The organism is Duganella sp. GW822-FHT06D06 (assembly GCF_058799615.1).
Map to the genome: position 1 here is coordinate 38,631 of NZ_JBXALQ010000016.1, position 18,785 is coordinate 57,415.

Here is an 18,785-nt window from a genome sequence, read left to right on the forward strand (position 1 = left end):
AGTTGCATTTGGTGGCAAACAGTAAGGCTTGGTCGGCACGAGGCTCTGGCGCTAGGCCGAACGGTGGAAACCGGTCGCGCCATTTTGATTCTACGGAATAACCATGACGTTGCTGGCGCCGTCGGCGCTGGTGGTGTCGAAAGTCAGTGCCAGTTTCTTTTTAAAGTCGTCGCCTTCGCTGCTGCGGCCGGTTTGCGCGTCGCGTAGCGTGCCGTTAAAGTTTCTCTTCTGAATGACATTGACCACGTCGACCACGGCATCGGAGCCATAAGTGGCGAAGGCGCCGTCGGTTAATAATTCCACCCGGTCGATAAAGTCCGTGGGTATGGCGTTGAGATCGACCGCAGTATCTCCATGCACGCGGGAGACAACGCGGCGCTCATTCATTAATACCAGAGTGCGGGAATCGCCGAGGTTTCATAAACACAACGTGCAAACGCCGGCGCTCGATGTCTGGCAATTTGAATTGGCGCGGCGAATAGTCGACGTGCCCATCGTCGAATTCTTTTGCAAAAAGATCCTGCGGATTGGTGACGCCGGACGCGGCAGTATCCGCCGAGTTTAATATTTGCACGGCAGGCGAATTGAGCCGGCGATCATCGTTTCATTGTTCATGGTCCAACTCTTTGGGTGTGTCGCGGTTATTGTGGAATATCGCCGCTGAAAGACTGACCAGGCTGCCGAAGAGTTTCCCAGGCTATAAGCTCGTTTTTGGCGTTTACGCGCCAATTTTTGGCACGATCGCAGAATCAAGGCGAAAAAAAACCGGGACATCGTCCCGGTTGTCGCGTCGCGTTGCTGCCTTTATTTGTAAATGCCGGAGCCGACCAACATGTCGTCGACTTTTTCGATATAGCCGGATTTGGCTTCCACCGCCTTGGTGACCGGATTCGGCCATTTGAAATCCACCCAGCCCTTGCCCTTGGATTTGGCGAGGTCGACCATTTCTTTAATCATCGGTTTGCCTTCATTATCCTTGAGGGTAATCAAAGGTTTGCCGACCATCTTGGGATTATTACCGTGGGCTAAGGCGACCCCATTTAAATCGTACACATAAATATACAGATCGCGGTCGTGGAAATCCGTATTGGCCGGATCGGAAATCGCGGCGAAAGCCTTTTCTTTGCCGTCGGATTTAACCAGGGCCACCGCTTTCTTTACCATGGCGACCGCTTCGTCAGGCGTTCCCTTGTCGGCGGCCACAGCGGTCGATGACATTGCAAACATGCTTAGGCTTAACGCCGCGGCACCGAATAATGCTTTCATATCATTTCTCCTTTGAATAAAACTGCGATGGCGCTGGGCGCTCTGCTGTTGTGGATTTCAATATTACTGTAGTTGCCGGCTTTAAATCACAGACGAGGCAATTGAACCAAGGGTTCGTTGTTATATGGCAACGTTGTCTTCAAAGATACTACGCCATAATTCCAATACCTGGGCCGCGTGGACCGCCACCAATTGCGGATCGACCCGCGCCAGGTCCTGGCCTTGCAGGCGCAGCTGGTGTTGTAACTTGCGCAACTGCCGGTAGGCGTCGCCGACCCGCGCCGCCAGTCCGGCGTCGATCAAACCCAGCTCGCCGCACATTTTCAAAAGTGCAATATTGCCGTAGTTGGCGGTCAGCTGCGGGTAGGCCGCCGCGTGTTGCAGGACCAGGAACTGGACGATGAACTCGATGTCGATCATGCCGCCCGGATCCTGTTTCAGGTCGAACAGCTCGCTGTGATTCGGCTTGGCGTCGACCATGCGTTTCCGCATTGCAATGACTTCCTGCTTCAGCGGACCGTCGGCCGGACGTTCCTTGCGCAGCACCGCCTCGCGGATTTCCTCGAAGCGCGCGCCGATCGCCGCGTCGCCGGCGCAGAAGCGGGCGCGGGTCAGCGCCTGGTGCTCCCACACCCAGGCCGAGCTGCTCTGGTATTTCTCGAACGCCGACACGCTCGACACCAGCATGCCGCTGGCGCCGTCCGGACGCAGCGCGGTATCGATGTCGAACAGGATGCCGGCCGAAGTGTGCGATGTCATCCAGGTAATAAAGCGCTGCGCCAGCTTGGCGTACTGGGCCGGCGCCTCCTGGTCGCTGTCGTGGTACAGGAAGATCACGTCGAGGTCGGACACATAGCCCAGCTCCTTGCCGCCCAGCTTGCCGTACGCGATCACCGCGAACTGCGGCACCTCGCGGTGGCGCGTGGCCACCATCTGCCAGATCGCCTTGATGGCGGCGGCGACGATGGTGTCGGCCAGCGCCGACAGGTGGTCGGCCAGCTTTTCCACCGTCAGGTCGCCGGCCAGGTCCTGGGCCAGCAGGTGGAACAGCTGGGCGTGATGGATTTCGCGCAGGATATCCATCTGCCGCTCGGTGTCGCCGGGCGCCGCGGCCAGCTGGATTTCCAGGTCGGCCGCCAGCGCCACCGGGTCGAACACGGCGTTGCGCACCCGGTCGTCCAGCAGCTCGTCGAGCAGGATCGGGTGCTGGCTGAGGAATTGCGCGGCCCAGCCGCTGGCGTGCACCATGCGGATCACCCGCGCCAGCGTGTGCGGATACTCGGTCAGCAGCGACAGATAGGCCGAACGGCGCGCGATTGCCTCCAGGAAATCCAGCAGCCGGCCCAGCGTGGCCTGCTGGTTGCCGCCGCTCGATTCCAGCGAGCACTGGACGATCAGCGGCAGCGCCGCGTTGACCAGTCCCAGCAGGCGGTTGCGGCTGGCTTCCGGCAGCGACTGCAGGCGCGGCGCCTGCCAGGTCGAGATCAGGCGCTTGGCCGCGCCCTCGGGATCGTCGAATCCCAGCGCGGCGAAGCGCGACACCATCGCTTCGCGGTTGTCGGGATCGGCGCACTCGTTGCTGGACTGCGGATTGATGTCGTGGTCGCCGCCGCTGGTCTTGTCCGAGAACATTTCATCGAACTGGCCGGCGACGAACTGGCGGTGGGCCTCGATCTGGGTCAGCAGGGTGGCGGTGTCGGCCAGGCCCATCATCTGCGCCACCAGCAGGCGGTCGGCGTCGTTGGCCGGCAGGGTGTGGGTCTGGGCGTCGTCCAGGTATTGCAGGCGGTGCTCCAGGTTGCGCAGGAAGGTGTAGGAAGCCAGCAGTTGATAGACGATGGCGTGGCTTAGCAGGCCCTTCTCGGCGATGATGCGCAGCGTGGTGCGGGTCGAGCGGTCGCGCAGGGCGGCGTCGCGGCCGCCCCGTATCAGCTGGAACACCTGCGCCAGGAACTCGATCTCGCGGATGCCGCCGCGGCCCAGCTTGACGTTGTTGCTGCGGTCCGGGTGCAGCCGCTCCTGGCGGTTGACCTCGGCGCGGATCTGCGCGTGCATATTGCGGATGGCGTCGATCACGCCGAAGTCCAGGTAGCGGCGGAACACGAACGGCCGCACAATGGCGTCGAGCGCGGCGATGTCCTCGGGGCGGCCGGTCACGGCGCGCGCCTTGACCCAGGCGTAGCGCTCCCATTCGCGGCCCTGGACGATCAGGTATTGCTCCACCATGCTCAGGCTGGCGGCCAGCGGGCCGGAGCCGCCGTTCGGTCGCAAGGCCATATCGACGCGGAACGTGTAGCCATCTTCCGTTATCTCCGATAAAGCCGCGATCAGCTTCTTGCCCAGGCGGATGAAGAACTCGTGGTTGGACAGGCTGCGCTGGCCCGCTCCGGCGGCGGTGTCGCCGTCCTCGGGGTAGACGAAGATCAGGTCGATGTCGGACGAGACATTCAGTTCGCCGCCGCCTTGCTTGCCCATGCCCAGCACCATCAGCTCCTGCGCCAGGCCGGAATCGCGGCCGATCGGCACGCCGTGCGTCGCCGTCATTTCCGCGTAAATCTCGACCATGTGCTGCTGGATGGCGAAATCGGCGAAGCGGGTCATGGCCTCCACCACCTCGGCCAGGTTGGCCTTGCCTTCCAGGTCGCGGCGGATCAGCACGCACACCAGCAGATTGCGCAGGCGGCGCATGGCGCGCACCAGCGGCAGCGGCGGGGCGCCTGCCGGCACGTTGGCGGCTTCTTTTGCTAAATAATCAGCAAGATTAATCTGGGCAAGCGATAATTGCGCTAAATCATCAGCCTTGGCGGCGCGGTCGGAAGCGGCGGCCAGCCAGCGCTGGTAAAAACGAGACGCGGTTGGTGCAATCATGGGCAACGTGTTTCCTGGAACAGTTAGTCGGTAACAGCATGGGTAACAGCATATATTGCACGTAAAACCGGTGCACAGCCGCGCTAGGCGGCGCTGGCTAGCACAGGTGATGCGGTAGAATTGCTGCGCAGGCATAAAAGCTTGAAACCGAGTTTAGCGATTTATTTGACGCATGGCCTGATTTATTAGCTTATTGATGCAAAAACCAGAAGAGGGGACTGTGACAGACGAGGGGCCGTTGGCCGCGCGCTGGCACCGGCTGCGTGCCGCCTATCGCATCTGCAACCTGGCCAGCCATCATGTGCTGGGCTTCACGCTGAAGCTGTTCCTGCTGCTGTATTTCGCCTTCGCCATCCTGTTCCTGACGCTGCGCTACCTGGTGCTGCCGAATATCGACCACTACAAGGGCGATATCGAGCGCCTGGCCAGCGGCGCGGTCGGCAACCGCGTCACCATTTCCCGCATCTACGCTTCCTGGACCGGCCTGCGTCCCAACCTGTTCCTGGGCGACGTGGTGCTGCACGACCAGCGCGGCCGGCAGGCGCTGACCCTGCCGAGCGTGTCGGCCACCCTGTCGTGGTGGAGCGTGCTGGCCGGCGCGGTGCGCTTCGAATCGCTGGAGCTGGTGCGGCCCGACCTCGAGCTGCGGCGCGAAGCCGACGGCCGCCTGCTGGTGGCCGGCATCTACATCGACCCGCGCCAGCCGAGCGACGGCCGCGGCGCCGACTGGCTGCTGTCGCAGCGCGAAATCGTCATCCGCGAAGGCCGCCTGCAATGGACCGACCTGCAGCGCGGCGCGCCGCCGCTGGCGCTGGACGGCGTCAGCATCCTGCTGCGCAACCAGTGGCTGCATCACCAGCTGGCGCTGAAGGCGACGCCGCCGGCCACGCTGGCCGCGCCGCTCGACCTGCGCGCCGACTTCAGCCATCCCGCCTTCGGCGCGCGCGTGTCCAACCTGTCGATGTGGAAGGGCGAGCTGTATGCCGACGTGCGCGGCACCGATTTGCTGGCGTGGAAGCCCTGGCTGGACTTCCCGTTCGAGCTCAACAGCGGCGGCGGTTCGCTGCGCGCCTGGGTCGGCATCGAGCAGTCGCGCGTGACCGGCTTTACCGCCGACGTCGACCTGCGCGATGTTTCCGCCGTGCTCGGCAAGGAACTGCCGCTGCTGGACCTGCGCCAGCTCAGCGGCCGCATCGCCGCCCGCGAAGAGCTGCCGGCCAACGCGCCGCTGCTCAAGCAGGGCGCCGTGCGGCCGCGTTTCGGCGCGCTGGGCCACAGCGTCGAGCTGACCAAGCTGACCTTGACCACCAGCGACGGCCTGCTGATGGCGCCGACCTCGTTGTCCGAACACTACACCGTCGCCAGCGGCGCCAAGCCGGAGCGCTATGAAATCCGCGCCCGCCAGCTGGACCTGCAAACCATGGCCGGCCTGGCCGAGCGCCTGCCGCTGAGCGAGCACCAGCGCAAGCTGCTGGCCGATTTCGCGCCGCGCGGCCTGCTGCAAAACTTTTCCGCCGAATGGCAGGGCAGCTATCCGGCCTTGCAGTCCTACCGCGTCAAGGGCGAGCTGGCCGGCCTGGGCCTGAAGCCGCAGCCGCCGCGCCCGGCGCAGCCGAAAACCGCCAGGTCGCCGGCCAGCGCCGCCTTGCCCGCCATCCCCGGCTTCGACAACCTGAGCGGCGCCATCGACGCCACCGAAAAGGGCGGCAGCTTCAACCTGGCTTCGACCCAACTGGTGCTGCAGATGCCGGACTACTTCAGCGAAGCGACGATGCCGTTCGACCGCCTGAACCTGAAGGCGCGCTGGTCGTTCGAGCCGGACCACCAGTTGCTGTTCCAGATCGACAGCATGGACTTCCTGCAAAACGGCCTGAGCGGCACCCTGCAAGGCTCGCACAGGATGCCGCTGGCCGGCAAGGGCGCCGGCCAGGTCGACCTGAGCGGCACGCTGAACGGCTTCCAGCTGAACCGTATCGACTACTATCTGCCGCTGCAGACGCCGCACGACCTGCGCGCCTGGCTGACCGGCGCGCTCGAAGGCGGCGTCGCCAGCGACGTCACGCTGCGCCTGCGCGGCGACCTGGCGCACTTCCCCTTCCACGGCGACACGGGCGCCGACAAGGCGCGCGGCGAATTCCGCGTGGCCGGCAAGCTGACCGAGGGCAAGCTCAATTATTCGCCGGGCAATTTCCTGCACGACGGCAAGGAGCTGGGCAAGGACGGCAAGCCGCTGCCGCTGTGGCCGCAGGCCGAGCACATCAAGGGTAGCTTCGTGTTCGACCGCGCCCGCATGGAAATCCACGGCGACACCGCCACCACCGCCGGCGTCGCGCTGGCCGGCGTGAAGGCGGTGATCCCCGACCTGACGCTCCACGATGCGATGCTGGAGATCGACGGCAACGCCGCCGGGCCGATGCAGGAATTCCTCAAGTACATGGGCGTCAGCCCGGTGCTCGAATGGATCTCGCACTTCACCGACGAAACCCAGGCCAGCGGCAACGCCAAGCTGGCGCTGAGCCTGCGCCTGCCACTGTCGCACATGATAGACGCCAAGGTGCAGGGCGCGCTGCAACTGGCCAACAACGACATCGTGCTGATGAACGACCTGCCGCCGGTGCTGGCGTCGCAGGGCAAGATCGAGTTCAACGAGCACGGCGTCAACCTGAACCAGCTGTCGGGCAACTTCCTCGGCGGGCCGGTCAGCATCAGCGGCGGCAGCCAGAAGGACAACGCCATCGTCGTCAAGCTGGCCGGCGCGATGACGGCCGAAGGTTTCCGCAAGACCTATCCGATGCCGGCCATGCAGCGCCTGTCCAGCCACTTCTCGGGCGGCACCCGCTACACCGGCACGATCACGGCGCGCGAGCACCAGGTGGTGGTGGCGGTGGACTCCACGCTGAACGGCCTCGGCATCGAACTGCCGGCGCCGCTCAAAAAGGCCGCGCCGGATGCGCTGCCGGTGCGCTTCGTGCTCACCAGCGCGCTGACGCCGGACGCCGCCGGCGCCGTGCACGACGAGATGCGCATCGCCCTCGGCGGCAACATCAACGCGCGCTACCAGCGCCAGAAAATCGGCAAGACGCCGTGGAAGCTGGTGCGCGGCGGCATCGGCGTCAACGCGCCGGCGCCGGAGCCGGACAGCGGCATGGCCTTCAACCTCAGCCTGCGCGCGCTGAACGTCGACGCCTGGCTGGACTTCGGCGGCGAGATCGCCGGCCAGGCCGAGCCGGCCGCCGCGCCCGACGCCGCCGACGCCGTCGATGTCGCCCAATACGTGATGCCCGACACCATCGCCGCGCGCGCCGGCGAGCTGGTGATCGGCGACCGCAAGCTGGAGAACGTGGTGGTCGGCGTCAGCCGGCAGAAAGCGGTGTGGCAGGCCAGCGTCGATTCCAGCCAGGCCAACGGCTATGTGACCTGGAGCGAGCCGTCCACCGGCCAGGGCCTGGGCAAGGTGACGGCGCGCCTGTCGTCGCTGGTGATCCCGGAATCGGCCTCGAAGGATGTGCTGGATCTGCTGGACGGCAAGAGCGCGGCCGCCACCATTCCGGCGCTGGACGTGGTGGTCGACCGCTTCGAACTGTTCAACAAGCAGCTGGGCCGGCTGGAGCTGCAGGCGAGCAACGCGCAGTTGCCGAGCGCCCGCGAATGGCGGGTCGGCAAGCTGTCGCTGGCCAACCCGGACGGCGAGCTCAAGGGCACCGGCAAATGGGTCACCAGGGACGGCGTCCACACCACCAGCCTGAACTTCAATCTCGACATCGCCGACGCCGGCAAGCTGCTGGACCGCTTCGGCTTCGTCGGCACGCTGCGCAACGGCAAGGGCACGCTCAACGGCGACATCGCCTGGAAGGGCCTGCCGTATTCGCTGGACCTGCCCAGCCTGTCCGGCGACATCAAGCTCAACGTGGAAAAAGGCCAGTTCCTGAAGCAGGACCCGGGCGCCGCCAAGCTGCTCGGCGTGCTCAGCCTGCAAGCCTTGCCGCGCCTGCTCAAGCTGGACTTCCACGACGTTTTCTCGGACGGCCTGGCCTTCGACGGCATCACCGCCAACGCCGCCATCAACCACGGCATCGCCAAGACCGACAATTTGAAAATGCACGGCGTGGCCGCCACCGTGCTGATGGACGGCAGCGCCGACATCGCCAACGAAACCACCAACCTGCATGTGGTGGTGATACCGGAAGTGAATCTGGGCACGGCGCCGCTGGTGTACGCGCTGGCCGTCAATCCGGTGATCGGCCTGGGCAGTTTCCTGGCGCAGCTGTTCCTGAGTGCGCCGGTGATGAAGGCATTGACCTATCATATGCAGGTCACCGGCCCATGGAAGGCGCCGGTGGTGACCAAGCTCGACGCATCCAAAGTTGAACCGCCGCCCGCCGCCAAGGGCATGCACTAAATTGAATGGGATAGCCATGAATACAGTCGCCGCAGTACAAATGATTTCCTCGCCGTCCGTGACGGAAAATATCGCCAGCGCGCGCCGCCTGGTCAGGCAGGCCGCCGCGACCGGCGCCACCGTGGTGCTGCTGCCGGAGTACTGGGCCATCATGGGCTTGCAGGACAGCGACAAGGTCGCCGTCGCCGAGCCGCTGGGCCAGGGGCCTATCCAGGACTTCATGTCCGCGCTGGCGCGCGAGCTGGAGATCTGGCTGATCGGCGGCACCCTGCCGTTGGCCTCCGAGGATCCGGAAAAAGTCATCAACACCACGCTGGTCTACAACCCGCAGGGCGAGCACGTGGGCCGCTACGACAAGATCCATTTGTTCGGCTTCAGCAAGGGCACCGAGTCCTACAATGAATCGAAGACCATCGTGCCGGGCCGGCATGTCGGCGTGTTCGAGGCGCCGTTCGGCAAGGTCGGCATGTCGGTCTGCTACGACCTGCGCTTCCCCGAGCTGTACCGCGCCATGGGGCCGGTGTCGCTGATCGTCGTGCCGGCCGCGTTCACCTACACCACCGGCCATGCGCACTGGGAAATCCTGCTGCGCGCGCGCGCCATCGAAAACCAGTGCTATGTGCTGGCGGCGGCGCAGGGCGGCACCCATCCGAACGGCCGCCGCACCTGGGGCCACAGCATGCTGATCGACCCGTGGGGCGCGGTCAAGAGCGTGCTGGCCGAGGGCGAGGGCGTGGTCCACGGCGACATCGACCTGATGTTCATGGACAGCGTGCGCCAGAGCCTGCCGGCGCTGAAGCACAGAACCATGTAAACGGCGCAGGGGAACTCCGCTACAATTGCACCACACTATTAGAAGACACCATCATGAAGCCATTTGAACCGAATCTGTCCACCCTTGCCGTGGCGCGCGACATCCTGCTGACGCCGTTCGGGCTGGACGAAGCCAAGTTGCTTAAAACGCTGGGCTCGATGTTCACCCACAAGGTCGACTACGCCGACCTGTATTTCCAGTTCACCAAGAACGAGGGCTGGAGCCTGGAAGAGGGCATCGTCAAGACCGGCAGTTTCTCGATCGACCAGGGGGTCGGCGTGCGCGCCGTTTCGGGCGACAAGACCGCCTTCGCCTATTCGGACGATATTTCGGAAGCGGCCCTGATGGACGCGGCCTCGGCCACGCGCACCATCGCCCGCGCCGGCGCCGGCAAGATCAAGGTGGCCGGCGCGATGACGCCGACCGGCGGCCGCTCGCTGTACCTGCCCAACGATCCGCTCGCTTCGCTCGACGCGACCGCCAAGGTCAAGCTGCTGGAGCGCGTCGAGAAGATGGCGCGCGCCAAGGATCCGCGCGTGGTGCAGGTGATGGCCAGCCTGGCCGGCGAATACGACGTGGTGCTGGTGGTGCGCAGCGACGGCGTGCTGGCGGCCGACATCCGGCCGCTGGTGCGGGTGTCGCTGACGGTGATCGTCGAGCAGAACGGCCGCCGCGAGATGGGTTCGTCCGGCGGCGGCGGCCGCTACGACTACGGCTACTTCAGCGACGCGCTGCTGGAAGAATACGCGGCCGACGCCGTCAAGTCGGCGGTGGTCAACCTGGACGCGCGGCCGGCGCCGGCCGGTCCGATGACCGTGGTGCTGGGACCGGGCTGGCCCGGCATCCTGCTGCACGAGGCGATCGGCCACGGCCTCGAGGGCGACTTCAACCGCAAGGGTTCGTCGACCTTCTCCGGCATGATCGGCCAGCGCGTCGCCGCCAAGGGCGTGACGGTGGTCGACGACGGCACCCTGGCCGACCGCCGCGGCTCGCTCAACATCGACGATGAAGGCAACCCGACCCAGTGCACCACGCTGATCGAGGACGGCATCCTGAAAGGCTACATCCAGGACACCATGAACGCGCGCCTGATGAAGATGCCGGTGACCGGCAACGCCCGCCGCGAATCGTTCGCCCACCTGCCGATGCCGCGCATGACCAACACCTACATGCTGGGCGGCGACCAGGACCCGGCGGAAATCCTGGCCTCGGTCAAGAACGGCCTGTACGCGGTCAACTTCGGCGGCGGCCAGGTCGACATCACCAACGGCAAGTTCGTGTTCTCGGCCAGCGAGGCCTACATGATCGAAGACGGCAAGGTGACCTACCCGGTCAAAGGCGCCACCCTGATCGGCAACGGTCCGGAAGTGCTGAACCGCGTCTCCATGATCGGCAACGACATGCGGCTGGACCCGGGCGTGGGGGTGTGCGGCAAGGAAGGCCAGAGCGTGCCGGTGGGCGTCGGCCAGCCGACCCTGCGGATCGACGGCGTGACCGTCGGCGGCACCGCCTAAAAACCACGGGGGTCAAGTCTGACATTCGGACACGAGCTCTGCCGTAACGGCATGTTACGGCAGAGCTCGTGTCCGAATGTCAGACTTGACCCCCGTATTAGCTTATAGCCATAAACTACTTGCCAAGCCGTTAGCAATAGCGTTATAGTCATTCCAATACTTTCGGAACACCATCATGAGCCGCTTCTTCTTTACCACCTATTTTTACTTTAGCGATTCCAACCTCGAGGCGGTGGAGTAGCGGCCGGTGCACGTAGAAGCAAAGACGAGTTCCCGCAAATTCCTGAAAAACCGCCTCCCGAGGCGGTTTTTTTTTACCCTGACTTTTAGATTCATTAACTGGAGAACAGCATGCCCCGTACCGATGATTTGCGCATCCGTGAAATGAAGGAATTAACGCCGCCGTCCCACCTGATCCGCGAATTCGCCTGCGTTGAAAACGCCGAGCAGACCGTGGCCGACGCCCGCGTCGCGCTGCACCGCATCCTGCACGGCCAGGACGACCGCCTGATGGTGGTGGTCGGCCCGTGTTCGATCCACGATCCCAAGGCGGCGATGGAATACGCGCGCCGGCTGGTGCTGCTGCGCCGCGAACTGGCGGGCGACCTGGAGATCGTGATGCGCGTCTACTTCGAAAAACCGCGCACCACGGTCGGCTGGAAGGGCATGATCAACGACCCCTACATGGACAGCAGCTTCCGCATCAACGACGGCCTGCGCATGGCGCGCGAATTGCTGCGCGACATCAATGAACTGGGCTTGCCGGCCGGCACCGAATACCTGGACGTGATCAGCCCGCAATACATCGCCGACCTGATCAGCTGGGGCGCGATCGGCGCCCGCACCACCGAATCGCAGGTGCACCGCGAACTGGCTTCCGGCCTGTCGTGCCCGGTCGGCTTCAAGAACGGCACCGACGGCAACGTCAAGATCGCGGTCGAGGCGATCAAGGCGGCTTCGCAGCCGCACCATTTCCTGTCGGTGACCAAGGGCGGCCACTCGGCCATCGTGTCCACCAACGGCAACGAGGATTGCCACATCATCCTGCGCGGCGGCAAGGCGCCGAACTACGACGCCGCCAGCGTCGACGAAGCCTGCAAGGCGATCGCCGCGCACGGCCTGGCGGCGCGCCTGATGATCGACGCTTCGCACGCCAACAGCTCGAAGAAGCCGGAAAACCAGGTGCCGGTGTGCGCCGACATCGGCCTCCAGGTGGCGGGCGGCGACAACCGCATCGTCGGTGTGATGGTCGAATCGCACCTGGTGGCGGGCCGCCAGGATCTGGTGCCGGGCAAGGAATTGACCTACGGTCAGTCGGTCACCGACGGCTGCATCGACTGGGACAGCAGCGTGCAAGTGCTGCACGGCCTGGCCGCCGCCGTGCGCCAGCGCCGCCTCGCCACCCAGGCGGCCGAGGCCGCGTCCAAGTAACACAACGTCGCGCCGTTACACTCGAGATACAAAGGGACCCAATCGCCATATGGGTCCCTTTGTTTTTGCGGATGGCGATCGAGAGTGTTGTAAGAACCCCGAATGTGATACAAGTTCGATTGACCTTAACTTCCTCGCATGTTTTTATATAAGGCATGGGGGGTGTCGTTGAACACCTTCCTTCGTTAATTCACCTGTCCTGTTTTTAGAGCGACCTGTTGCCATCCCGGCGGCGGGCGTGGGACCGGTGTAGCCAAAAATAAGAGCGGAGGTAAGTCATGATTAAAGAAAGAGTGTTGTCGCGTTCCTTGCGATGGATGTTTTCGGGCGGCGCCATTGCCGGCCTGGGTTGGCTGGCCTTGCCGGCCATCGCGCAGGACAGCGTGGCCGACCGGCAGCCCATGCAGCGGGTCGAGATCACCGGCTCGTCGATCAAGCGTATCGCCAAGGAAGGCGCGCTGCCGGTGCAGGTGCTGACCAGCGCCGACATCAAGCAGAGCGGCGCCACCTCCGCGACCGAGCTGATCCAGATGCTGCCGGCCATGCAGGGCTTCGTGCCGTCGTCCAGTTCGGTCAACGGCGGCGGCGCCGGCGTCACCACGGCGGCGCTGCACTCGCTGCCGTCGAAGTACACGCTGGTGCTGCTGGACGGCCAGCGCCTGGCGCCCAGCCTGCTCGGCACCGGCCAGGGCGGCGGCTACGCCGTCAACATCGAGAGCATCCCGCTGGAGGCGGTGGAGCGGGTCGAGATCCTCGGCGACGGCGCCTCGGCGCTGTACGGCTCGGACGCGATCGCCGGCGTGGTCAACTTCATCCTGAAAAAGAACCTGACCAAGGGCGAGGCCTACGCCACCTATGGCCAGCCGCGCAAGTCCGGCGGGCGCTGGTCGAGCGCCGGCCTGACCAAGGGCTGGGGCGATCTCGACACCGACAAATTCAACCTGCTGTTTTCCTACAGCCACGACGAGCAGCAACGCCTGACGGCCTTGCAGCGCCCCTTCTCGGCGCAGGGCGCCTTCTTCAAGTTCGGCAGCGGCGGCAAGCAGTACTGGTTCGACCAGCGCACCGGCAACACCGAACCGGCCAACATCACCTTCAATGTGCGGCCGCGCGGCTCGGCCGGCACGGTCGAGACCAGCGGCGTGGCGATCAATCCCTACCTGGCCGCCAACGGCAATTGCGGCGGTCCGCTGGCCGGTCCGCTGGGCACGCAGTGCCGCTTCAACTATGGCGCCACCGTCGAGGACGTGCCCGGTTCGCGGCGCGACAGCGGCCTGCTGAAAGGCACTTGGCAGCTCAACGAGGACACCAAACTGTGGAGCGAACTGGTGTTGTCGAGCTATTCGATGACCGCGCAGTACGCGCCGTCGGCGCAGCCGATGGGCGTCAATGCCACCGACCGTTTCCCGCAGCTGTACCAGCGCTACATCCAGCCCTACCTGGACGCCAACAACCTGGAGAACCCGACCGGCGACGGCACGCTGGGCTACCGCTCGGTGCTGATCGGCGGCCGCGCCGACGAGTACGTCACCGACGCCCGCCACTTCGCCGTCGGCGTCGACGGCAACGCCTGGGGCTGGAACTACAACGCCAGCCTGATCCTGTCGCAAAACAAGATCAAGGACAACGCGGCCGGCGGCTACTCGGACTTCGATAAGCTCAACGCGCTGGTCGCCTCCGGCGCCTACGATCCGGTGATGGGCAGCGGCGCCGACCAGCTGCGCGGCGCGTTGGTCAACGGCACCACCTTCTCGACCAGCACCTCCAGGCTGAACACGCTGCACGCGGGCGCGCAGCACGACCTGTTCAGCCTGCCGGGCGGCAGCTCCATCATCTCGCTGGGCGGCGACTATTCCAAGACGCACTACCAGATCGCCTACCATCCGACCATCCTGGCCAACTCCGGCTACGTGACCCAGCCGGCCTCGGCCAACTATCCGGTGGGCGGCAACTACGGCCAGGTGCCGTTCGACGCCCGCCGCGACAACTGGGGCGTCTACGGCGAGGTGCTGCTGCCGCTGGCGAAGACCTTCGAGGCGACCGTCTCCGGCCGCTACGACAGCTACGACAAGACCCACAGCGAGTACATCTTCGCCAAGCTGGCCGACGCCAGCGGCCTGCGTCCGCGCCTGCCGTCGGGCGAGGTGGGCAACTCCTTCAGCGCCGCCACCTACAAGGTCAGCGCGCGCTGGACCCCGGTCGAGTCGCTGCTGCTGCGCGCCGCCTACGGCACCGGCTTCAAGACCCCCAACATCAGCGACATCGCCGGCGCGCCGACCTTCTCCGGCAGCACCGCCGGCAGCTATGCCTGCCCGTTCCCCGGCTCGCCCGGCTGCCTGGTCGGCCAGGCGCAGTACGACCTGCTGACCGGCCCGAACGGCGCCAGCGGCAGCGAGGGTTTGCAGCCGGAGAAATCCAAGCAATGGACCTTCGGCGGCCGCATCGAAGCGCTGCGCGGCCTGTCGCTGGGACTGGATTTGTGGAATGTGCAGATCCGCAACCAGGTGCTGTCGGCCGGCGTGCCGGAGCAGGTCGGCTTCGCCAATCCGCAGCAGTACCAGCGGCTGTTCGTCAATCCCTATCCCGACCCGGCCGGCTACACCACCATCGGCTACATCCAGGCGCCGATCAACGGCGGCGTGGCCAATTACCGCGGCGTGGACTGGGACTTCAGCTACCGCAACAAGTCGCCGTTCGGCGACTGGAAGGCGGCCTGGACCGGCACGTATATGCTCAAGCAGAACTACACCACCCAGGCCGGCGGCGACGTCAATTCCGACCTCGGCCGCTTCGGCCCGGACAACGCGGTGGTGTTCCGCGTGCAGAGCAACCTGGCGCTGAGCCTGACCAACGGCAAGCTGACCAACACCCTGACGGCGCACTACAAGTCGGGCTACCACGACCAGGCCTATCCGCTGGACACGGCCGTCTTCGCCGTCAACCCGGACGGCAGCGTGGGCGATTCAGTGGCCTTCGGCGGCTTGTGGACGCCGTCCTACACCACCGTCGACTGGCAGGGCAAGTATGACTTCGGCCGCTTCACGCTGACCGGTGGCATCAAGAACCTGTTCGACCGCAATCCGCCGCTGACCCTGCAGAACGCCGGCGGCGGCAACCAGCTGGGCTACGACGGCCGCTACACCGATCCGGCCGGACGCTCGTTCTACCTGACCGGCAACTACAAGTTCTAATAAAAAAGCCCCCGGCGCAGGCCGGGGGCTGGATGCTCTAATTACGCAGCTACGGTTAGAACTTGTACGAAGCGTTGACGTAGAAGGTACGGCCCAGCGGGTCGGTGTAGCGACCGTCGTAGCCGACCTGGTTGCCGCCGCCCGAGTTACGCACGGACAGCGGTGGGTCCTGGTCCAGCAGGTTTTTGATGCCGCCGGTCAGGGTCAGGTTCTTGATGTAGTTGGCCTTGAGCTGGTAATCGACCGTGGTGTACGACTTGACGTCGCGCACCATGGCGACCGGGTCGCCGATGCTGCCGTCGGCCTTGATCTCGCGCACGGCGGCGTCGTCTGCCGTCAGCGGCTTGTCATGGTAGCCGGAACGGTAGTTGACGGTCAGCGAGTTGGTCAGCTTCTCCGAGGTCTTCAGCGAGAACACCATTTTCGACACCACGCGGAACACCACGTCGTCGTAGGAGTTGAAGCGGCCGATGCTCTTCTCGGTGCCGACCAGCGGCACATCCTGCTCCGCTTTCAGCATGTAGGTACCGGTCCAGTTCACGCTGGCCTTGCCGATAGGCGTGGCGGCGCGGAAGGTGGTGTCCCAGTCCAGGCCCTGGAAGTGCGCCGTCGACAGGTTCAGCGGCTTGCGGACCGCCACCAGCACATTGCTCTTCTGGATAGGGTCGGCGTACACCGCGATGTACTGGTTCAGCTCAGGCTTGGTGTACAGCTGGTCCTGCGAGTAGGTGCGGATCTGGTTCTTCAGCTTGACGTCCCACAGGTCCAGGCCGAACGACAGCATGCTGGTCGGCTCCAGGCGGAAGCCGACGGTCGCCTGCTTGGATTCCTCCGCCTTCAGCGCGCCGGCGCCGGTGGCCGGGTTGCCGACGTCGAGCAGCGCGTACTCGGACGAGCCGGGACGGCAGTAGACCGCGCGCGGATCAGGTGTTTTGACCGGGCAGGGGAAGGCGCTCGACGAGCCGGCGTTCTTCAGCGGGTCGGCGATGTTGTTCATCGTCGGCGCCTTGAAGCCGGTACCGTAGGAGCTGCGCAGCAGCAGTTGCGAGGTCGGGGTGTAGCGCACCGACAGCTTGTAGGTGGCCTTGGCCACGTCCTCGCCGACCTTGCCCGCAGGCGCGGGCTTGTTGTTGGAGTCGTAGCTCAGGTTGTGCTTGTCGACGGCGGAGTAGCTGTCGTAGCGCACGGCGGTGGTCGCCTCCAGGTTTTTGGCGATCGGCATCAGCAGCTCGCCGAACGCGCCCCAGTTGGTGCGGCTGGCGTCGAGCGCCTGGGCGCCGGTGCCGCCGCCGATTTCCACGTCGGTCCAGCCCGGATTGCCCGGGCCCGGGCCCATGGCGATCTTCGATGGCGTGTCCTGGTAGGTTTGCTTGGTGAAGTCCGCGCCCAGGCCCAGCGAGGCGGCGCCGCCCGGCAGCTCGAACACTTCGCGCGAGGCGTGCGCGCCGATCACGTCGAGCTTGGATTTGATCGCGCCCAGCTGCTGGTGCAGCACGGCCGGGGCCAGCACGGCGGCGGCGCCGCTGTTGGAGACGAAGGGGTTGTAGGCGCCGGTGCGGACCAGCTCCTCGAACTTGTCGCCGCTCATGTAGCCGGCCAGCGCCTCGTCGGTCTGCTTGTTCTGCGAATGGGTGAAGGACGCGCCCACATCCCAGCCGGCGTACGAGCTGTCGATCCCCAGCACGAGGTGGGCGGCGTCGGTGCGGAATTCATCGGTGCGGCCGCCGGCGTCGGCGCCGCGGTAGAACCACAGCGCGTCGCTGACGTCGGCGGGGTTGACGCCCACGCGGCCCAGCAGCGGCACGATGCTCGCGTTGTAGGCGCCGATGTAGTTCGGGTTGGTGGTCTTGACGCCGGTGACCGGGTCGGTGCTGAACACCGTCAGCGGCTGGGCGGCCGGCGCGTAGCGCGCGGTGCTGACGAACTTCGACAGCACCAGTTCGCCGGACAGCGTGGTCTCCTTGTTGAGGCGCAGTTTGCCCGATGCGAACAGGCTGTCGCGCTTGAGCTCAGGCAGCAGCTGCACGGTGGCCGGGTAGTCGAAACGGCAGGCGCCGCCGCGCGAGAAGGTGTTGGTCTGGGTGCAGGAACCCTTGTTCAGCAGGTCGGTGTTGAGTACCTCGTCGATTTCGAGCTTCGGGTTCAGCACTTCAACGTTGGCCGGGGTCGAGTTGATACTGGTTTGCCAGGTCGCGTACTGCTTGCCTTTCTCGGTGAAGCGGCGGGCGCCGGTCTTGGCGAAGTCGCGCTGGATCGAGTTCAGTTCTTTCTGCTCGTCGTGGCTGTAGGCCAGCAGCACGTTGTAGCCGTCGTTTTCCAGGTCGCCGAAGCCCTTGGTGATCGCGATGTTGCCGCTCTTGCCGCCGGATTTCTGCGGCGCGTCGAAGTTGGCTTCGATGGTCAGGTCCTGGACATTCTTTTTCAGGATGAAGTTGACCACGCCGGCGATCGCGTCCGAGCCGTACAAGGTCGAAGCGCCGTCGGTCAGGATCTCGACGCGCTCGACGGCCGACAGCGGAATGCTGGCCAGGTTGACCGCGCTGCCGGTGCCGTAAGGCGCCATGCGGCGGCCGTTCAGCAGCACCAGCGTGTATTGGGTGCCGATGGCGTGGATCGACGCGGTCTGCACGCCGTTGCCGCCGCCATTGACCGAGGTCGAGGAAGTGATGAAGCCCTGCATCGACGGCAGTTGCGCGACCAGGTCGGCCACGTTGTTGGCGCCGCTTTGATCGATGTCGGCGCGGGTCAGCGTTTGGACCGGCAGCGAACCTTCTTTGGCGATACGTTTGATCGACGAACCCGTGATCTCGACCCGGGCGATGTTGCTGGTGTCGCTCGTTTGCGCGATCGCCGCATGCATGCCCAAGGCCAGGCCGCCGGCGCACATCAGACGCACCGACCGCGCCAATACTGTTTCAACCATCATTATCTTGCTCTCCCATGTAAAAACGATGAACACCCAAGTGTCTTCAGTGTCTTGTGAAAAGAACCATTTGTTCTTCACTTCTTCATCAAAGCATCTGCCCGTCTTTACTGTCAATGTTGCAAACATTTATGAATGGACAAAAAGACGCCGGATTCGGCCTGGACAACTGCCCCCCATTTCCGCGCAGAAAAGCGCTCTAATTTGGTGCATGCGGCACGCTTAGTAATAAAACATTGTTTAAGTTTTAAAAAGAAGGGAAAGTACGGCGCCGGCGTCGCGGGCATGCAACAAGCTGGTGCGGGAGCGCTGGCGTTAATCTGCTTGCATGATGATACAGAGCGTTACATTAACGCCACAGTTGTCGCCGCCCAGAACG

Annotated in this window: 9 protein-coding genes; 5 read left to right on the forward strand and 4 right to left on the reverse strand. The window is 64.7% G+C overall.

Annotated elements, in window-relative coordinates:
* Nucleotides 1–90 precede the first annotated feature (90 nt).
* From AC1RMD_RS24230 to glnE, 3 genes are all read right to left on the reverse strand, one after another.
* On the reverse strand, nt 91–387 hold the full coding sequence (locus tag AC1RMD_RS24230; protein WP_492930190.1) for a hypothetical protein: 297 nt from the start codon (nt 385–387) through the stop codon (nt 91–93).
* 417 nt (nt 388–804) lie between these two features.
* Nucleotides 805–1,266 carry a cache domain-containing protein gene (locus AC1RMD_RS24235; protein ID WP_492930192.1) on the reverse strand — a complete coding sequence of 154 codons (462 nt, stop codon included), beginning with the start codon at nt 1,264–1,266 and terminating at the stop codon, nt 805–807.
* A 120-nt stretch (nt 1,267–1,386) separates the two neighbouring features.
* The gene (gene glnE / locus AC1RMD_RS24240) at nt 1,387–4,134 is read right to left on the reverse strand and encodes a bifunctional [glutamate--ammonia ligase]-adenylyl-L-tyrosine phosphorylase/[glutamate--ammonia-ligase] adenylyltransferase (RefSeq protein ID WP_492930194.1); all 2,748 of its coding nucleotides are present in this window, start codon (nt 4,132–4,134) and stop codon (nt 1,387–1,389) included.
* A gap of 196 nt (nt 4,135–4,330) precedes the next feature.
* Between glnE and AC1RMD_RS24245 the strand changes: the two genes are divergently transcribed.
* The 5 genes from AC1RMD_RS24245 to AC1RMD_RS24265 all read left to right on the forward strand — a co-directional run bounded on the left by AC1RMD_RS24245 (nt 4,331) and on the right by AC1RMD_RS24265 (nt 15,483).
* Complete coding sequence (locus tag AC1RMD_RS24245; RefSeq protein ID WP_492930196.1) at nt 4,331–8,533, forward strand: YhdP family protein; 4,203 nt, start codon at nt 4,331–4,333, stop codon at nt 8,531–8,533.
* A gap of 16 nt (nt 8,534–8,549) precedes the next feature.
* On the forward strand, nt 8,550–9,347 hold the full coding sequence (locus AC1RMD_RS24250) for a carbon-nitrogen hydrolase family protein (RefSeq protein ID WP_492930198.1): 798 nt from the start codon (nt 8,550–8,552) through the stop codon (nt 9,345–9,347).
* Between the two features lie 53 nt (nt 9,348–9,400).
* Nucleotides 9,401–10,861 carry a metalloprotease TldD gene (tldD, locus tag AC1RMD_RS24255; protein ID WP_492930200.1) on the forward strand — a complete coding sequence of 487 codons (1,461 nt, stop codon included), beginning with the start codon at nt 9,401–9,403 and terminating at the stop codon, nt 10,859–10,861.
* 351 nt (nt 10,862–11,212) lie between these two features.
* Nucleotides 11,213–12,292, forward strand: coding sequence for a 3-deoxy-7-phosphoheptulonate synthase AroG (aroG, locus tag AC1RMD_RS24260; protein ID WP_492930202.1), 1,080 nt, complete (start codon nt 11,213–11,215; stop codon nt 12,290–12,292).
* Nucleotides 12,293–12,570: 278 nt separating this feature from the next.
* Entirely contained in the window at nt 12,571–15,483 is a 2,913-nt protein-coding gene (locus AC1RMD_RS24265) for a TonB-dependent receptor domain-containing protein (protein ID WP_492930204.1), read from the forward strand.
* Nucleotides 15,484–15,538: 55 nt separating this feature from the next.
* Here AC1RMD_RS24265 and AC1RMD_RS24270 read toward each other — a convergent pair whose 3' ends face one another.
* The gene (locus AC1RMD_RS24270; protein ID WP_492930206.1) at nt 15,539–18,409 is read right to left on the reverse strand and encodes a TonB-dependent receptor; all 2,871 of its coding nucleotides are present in this window, start codon (nt 18,407–18,409) and stop codon (nt 15,539–15,541) included.
* Nucleotides 18,410–18,785: the final 376 nt, after the last annotated feature.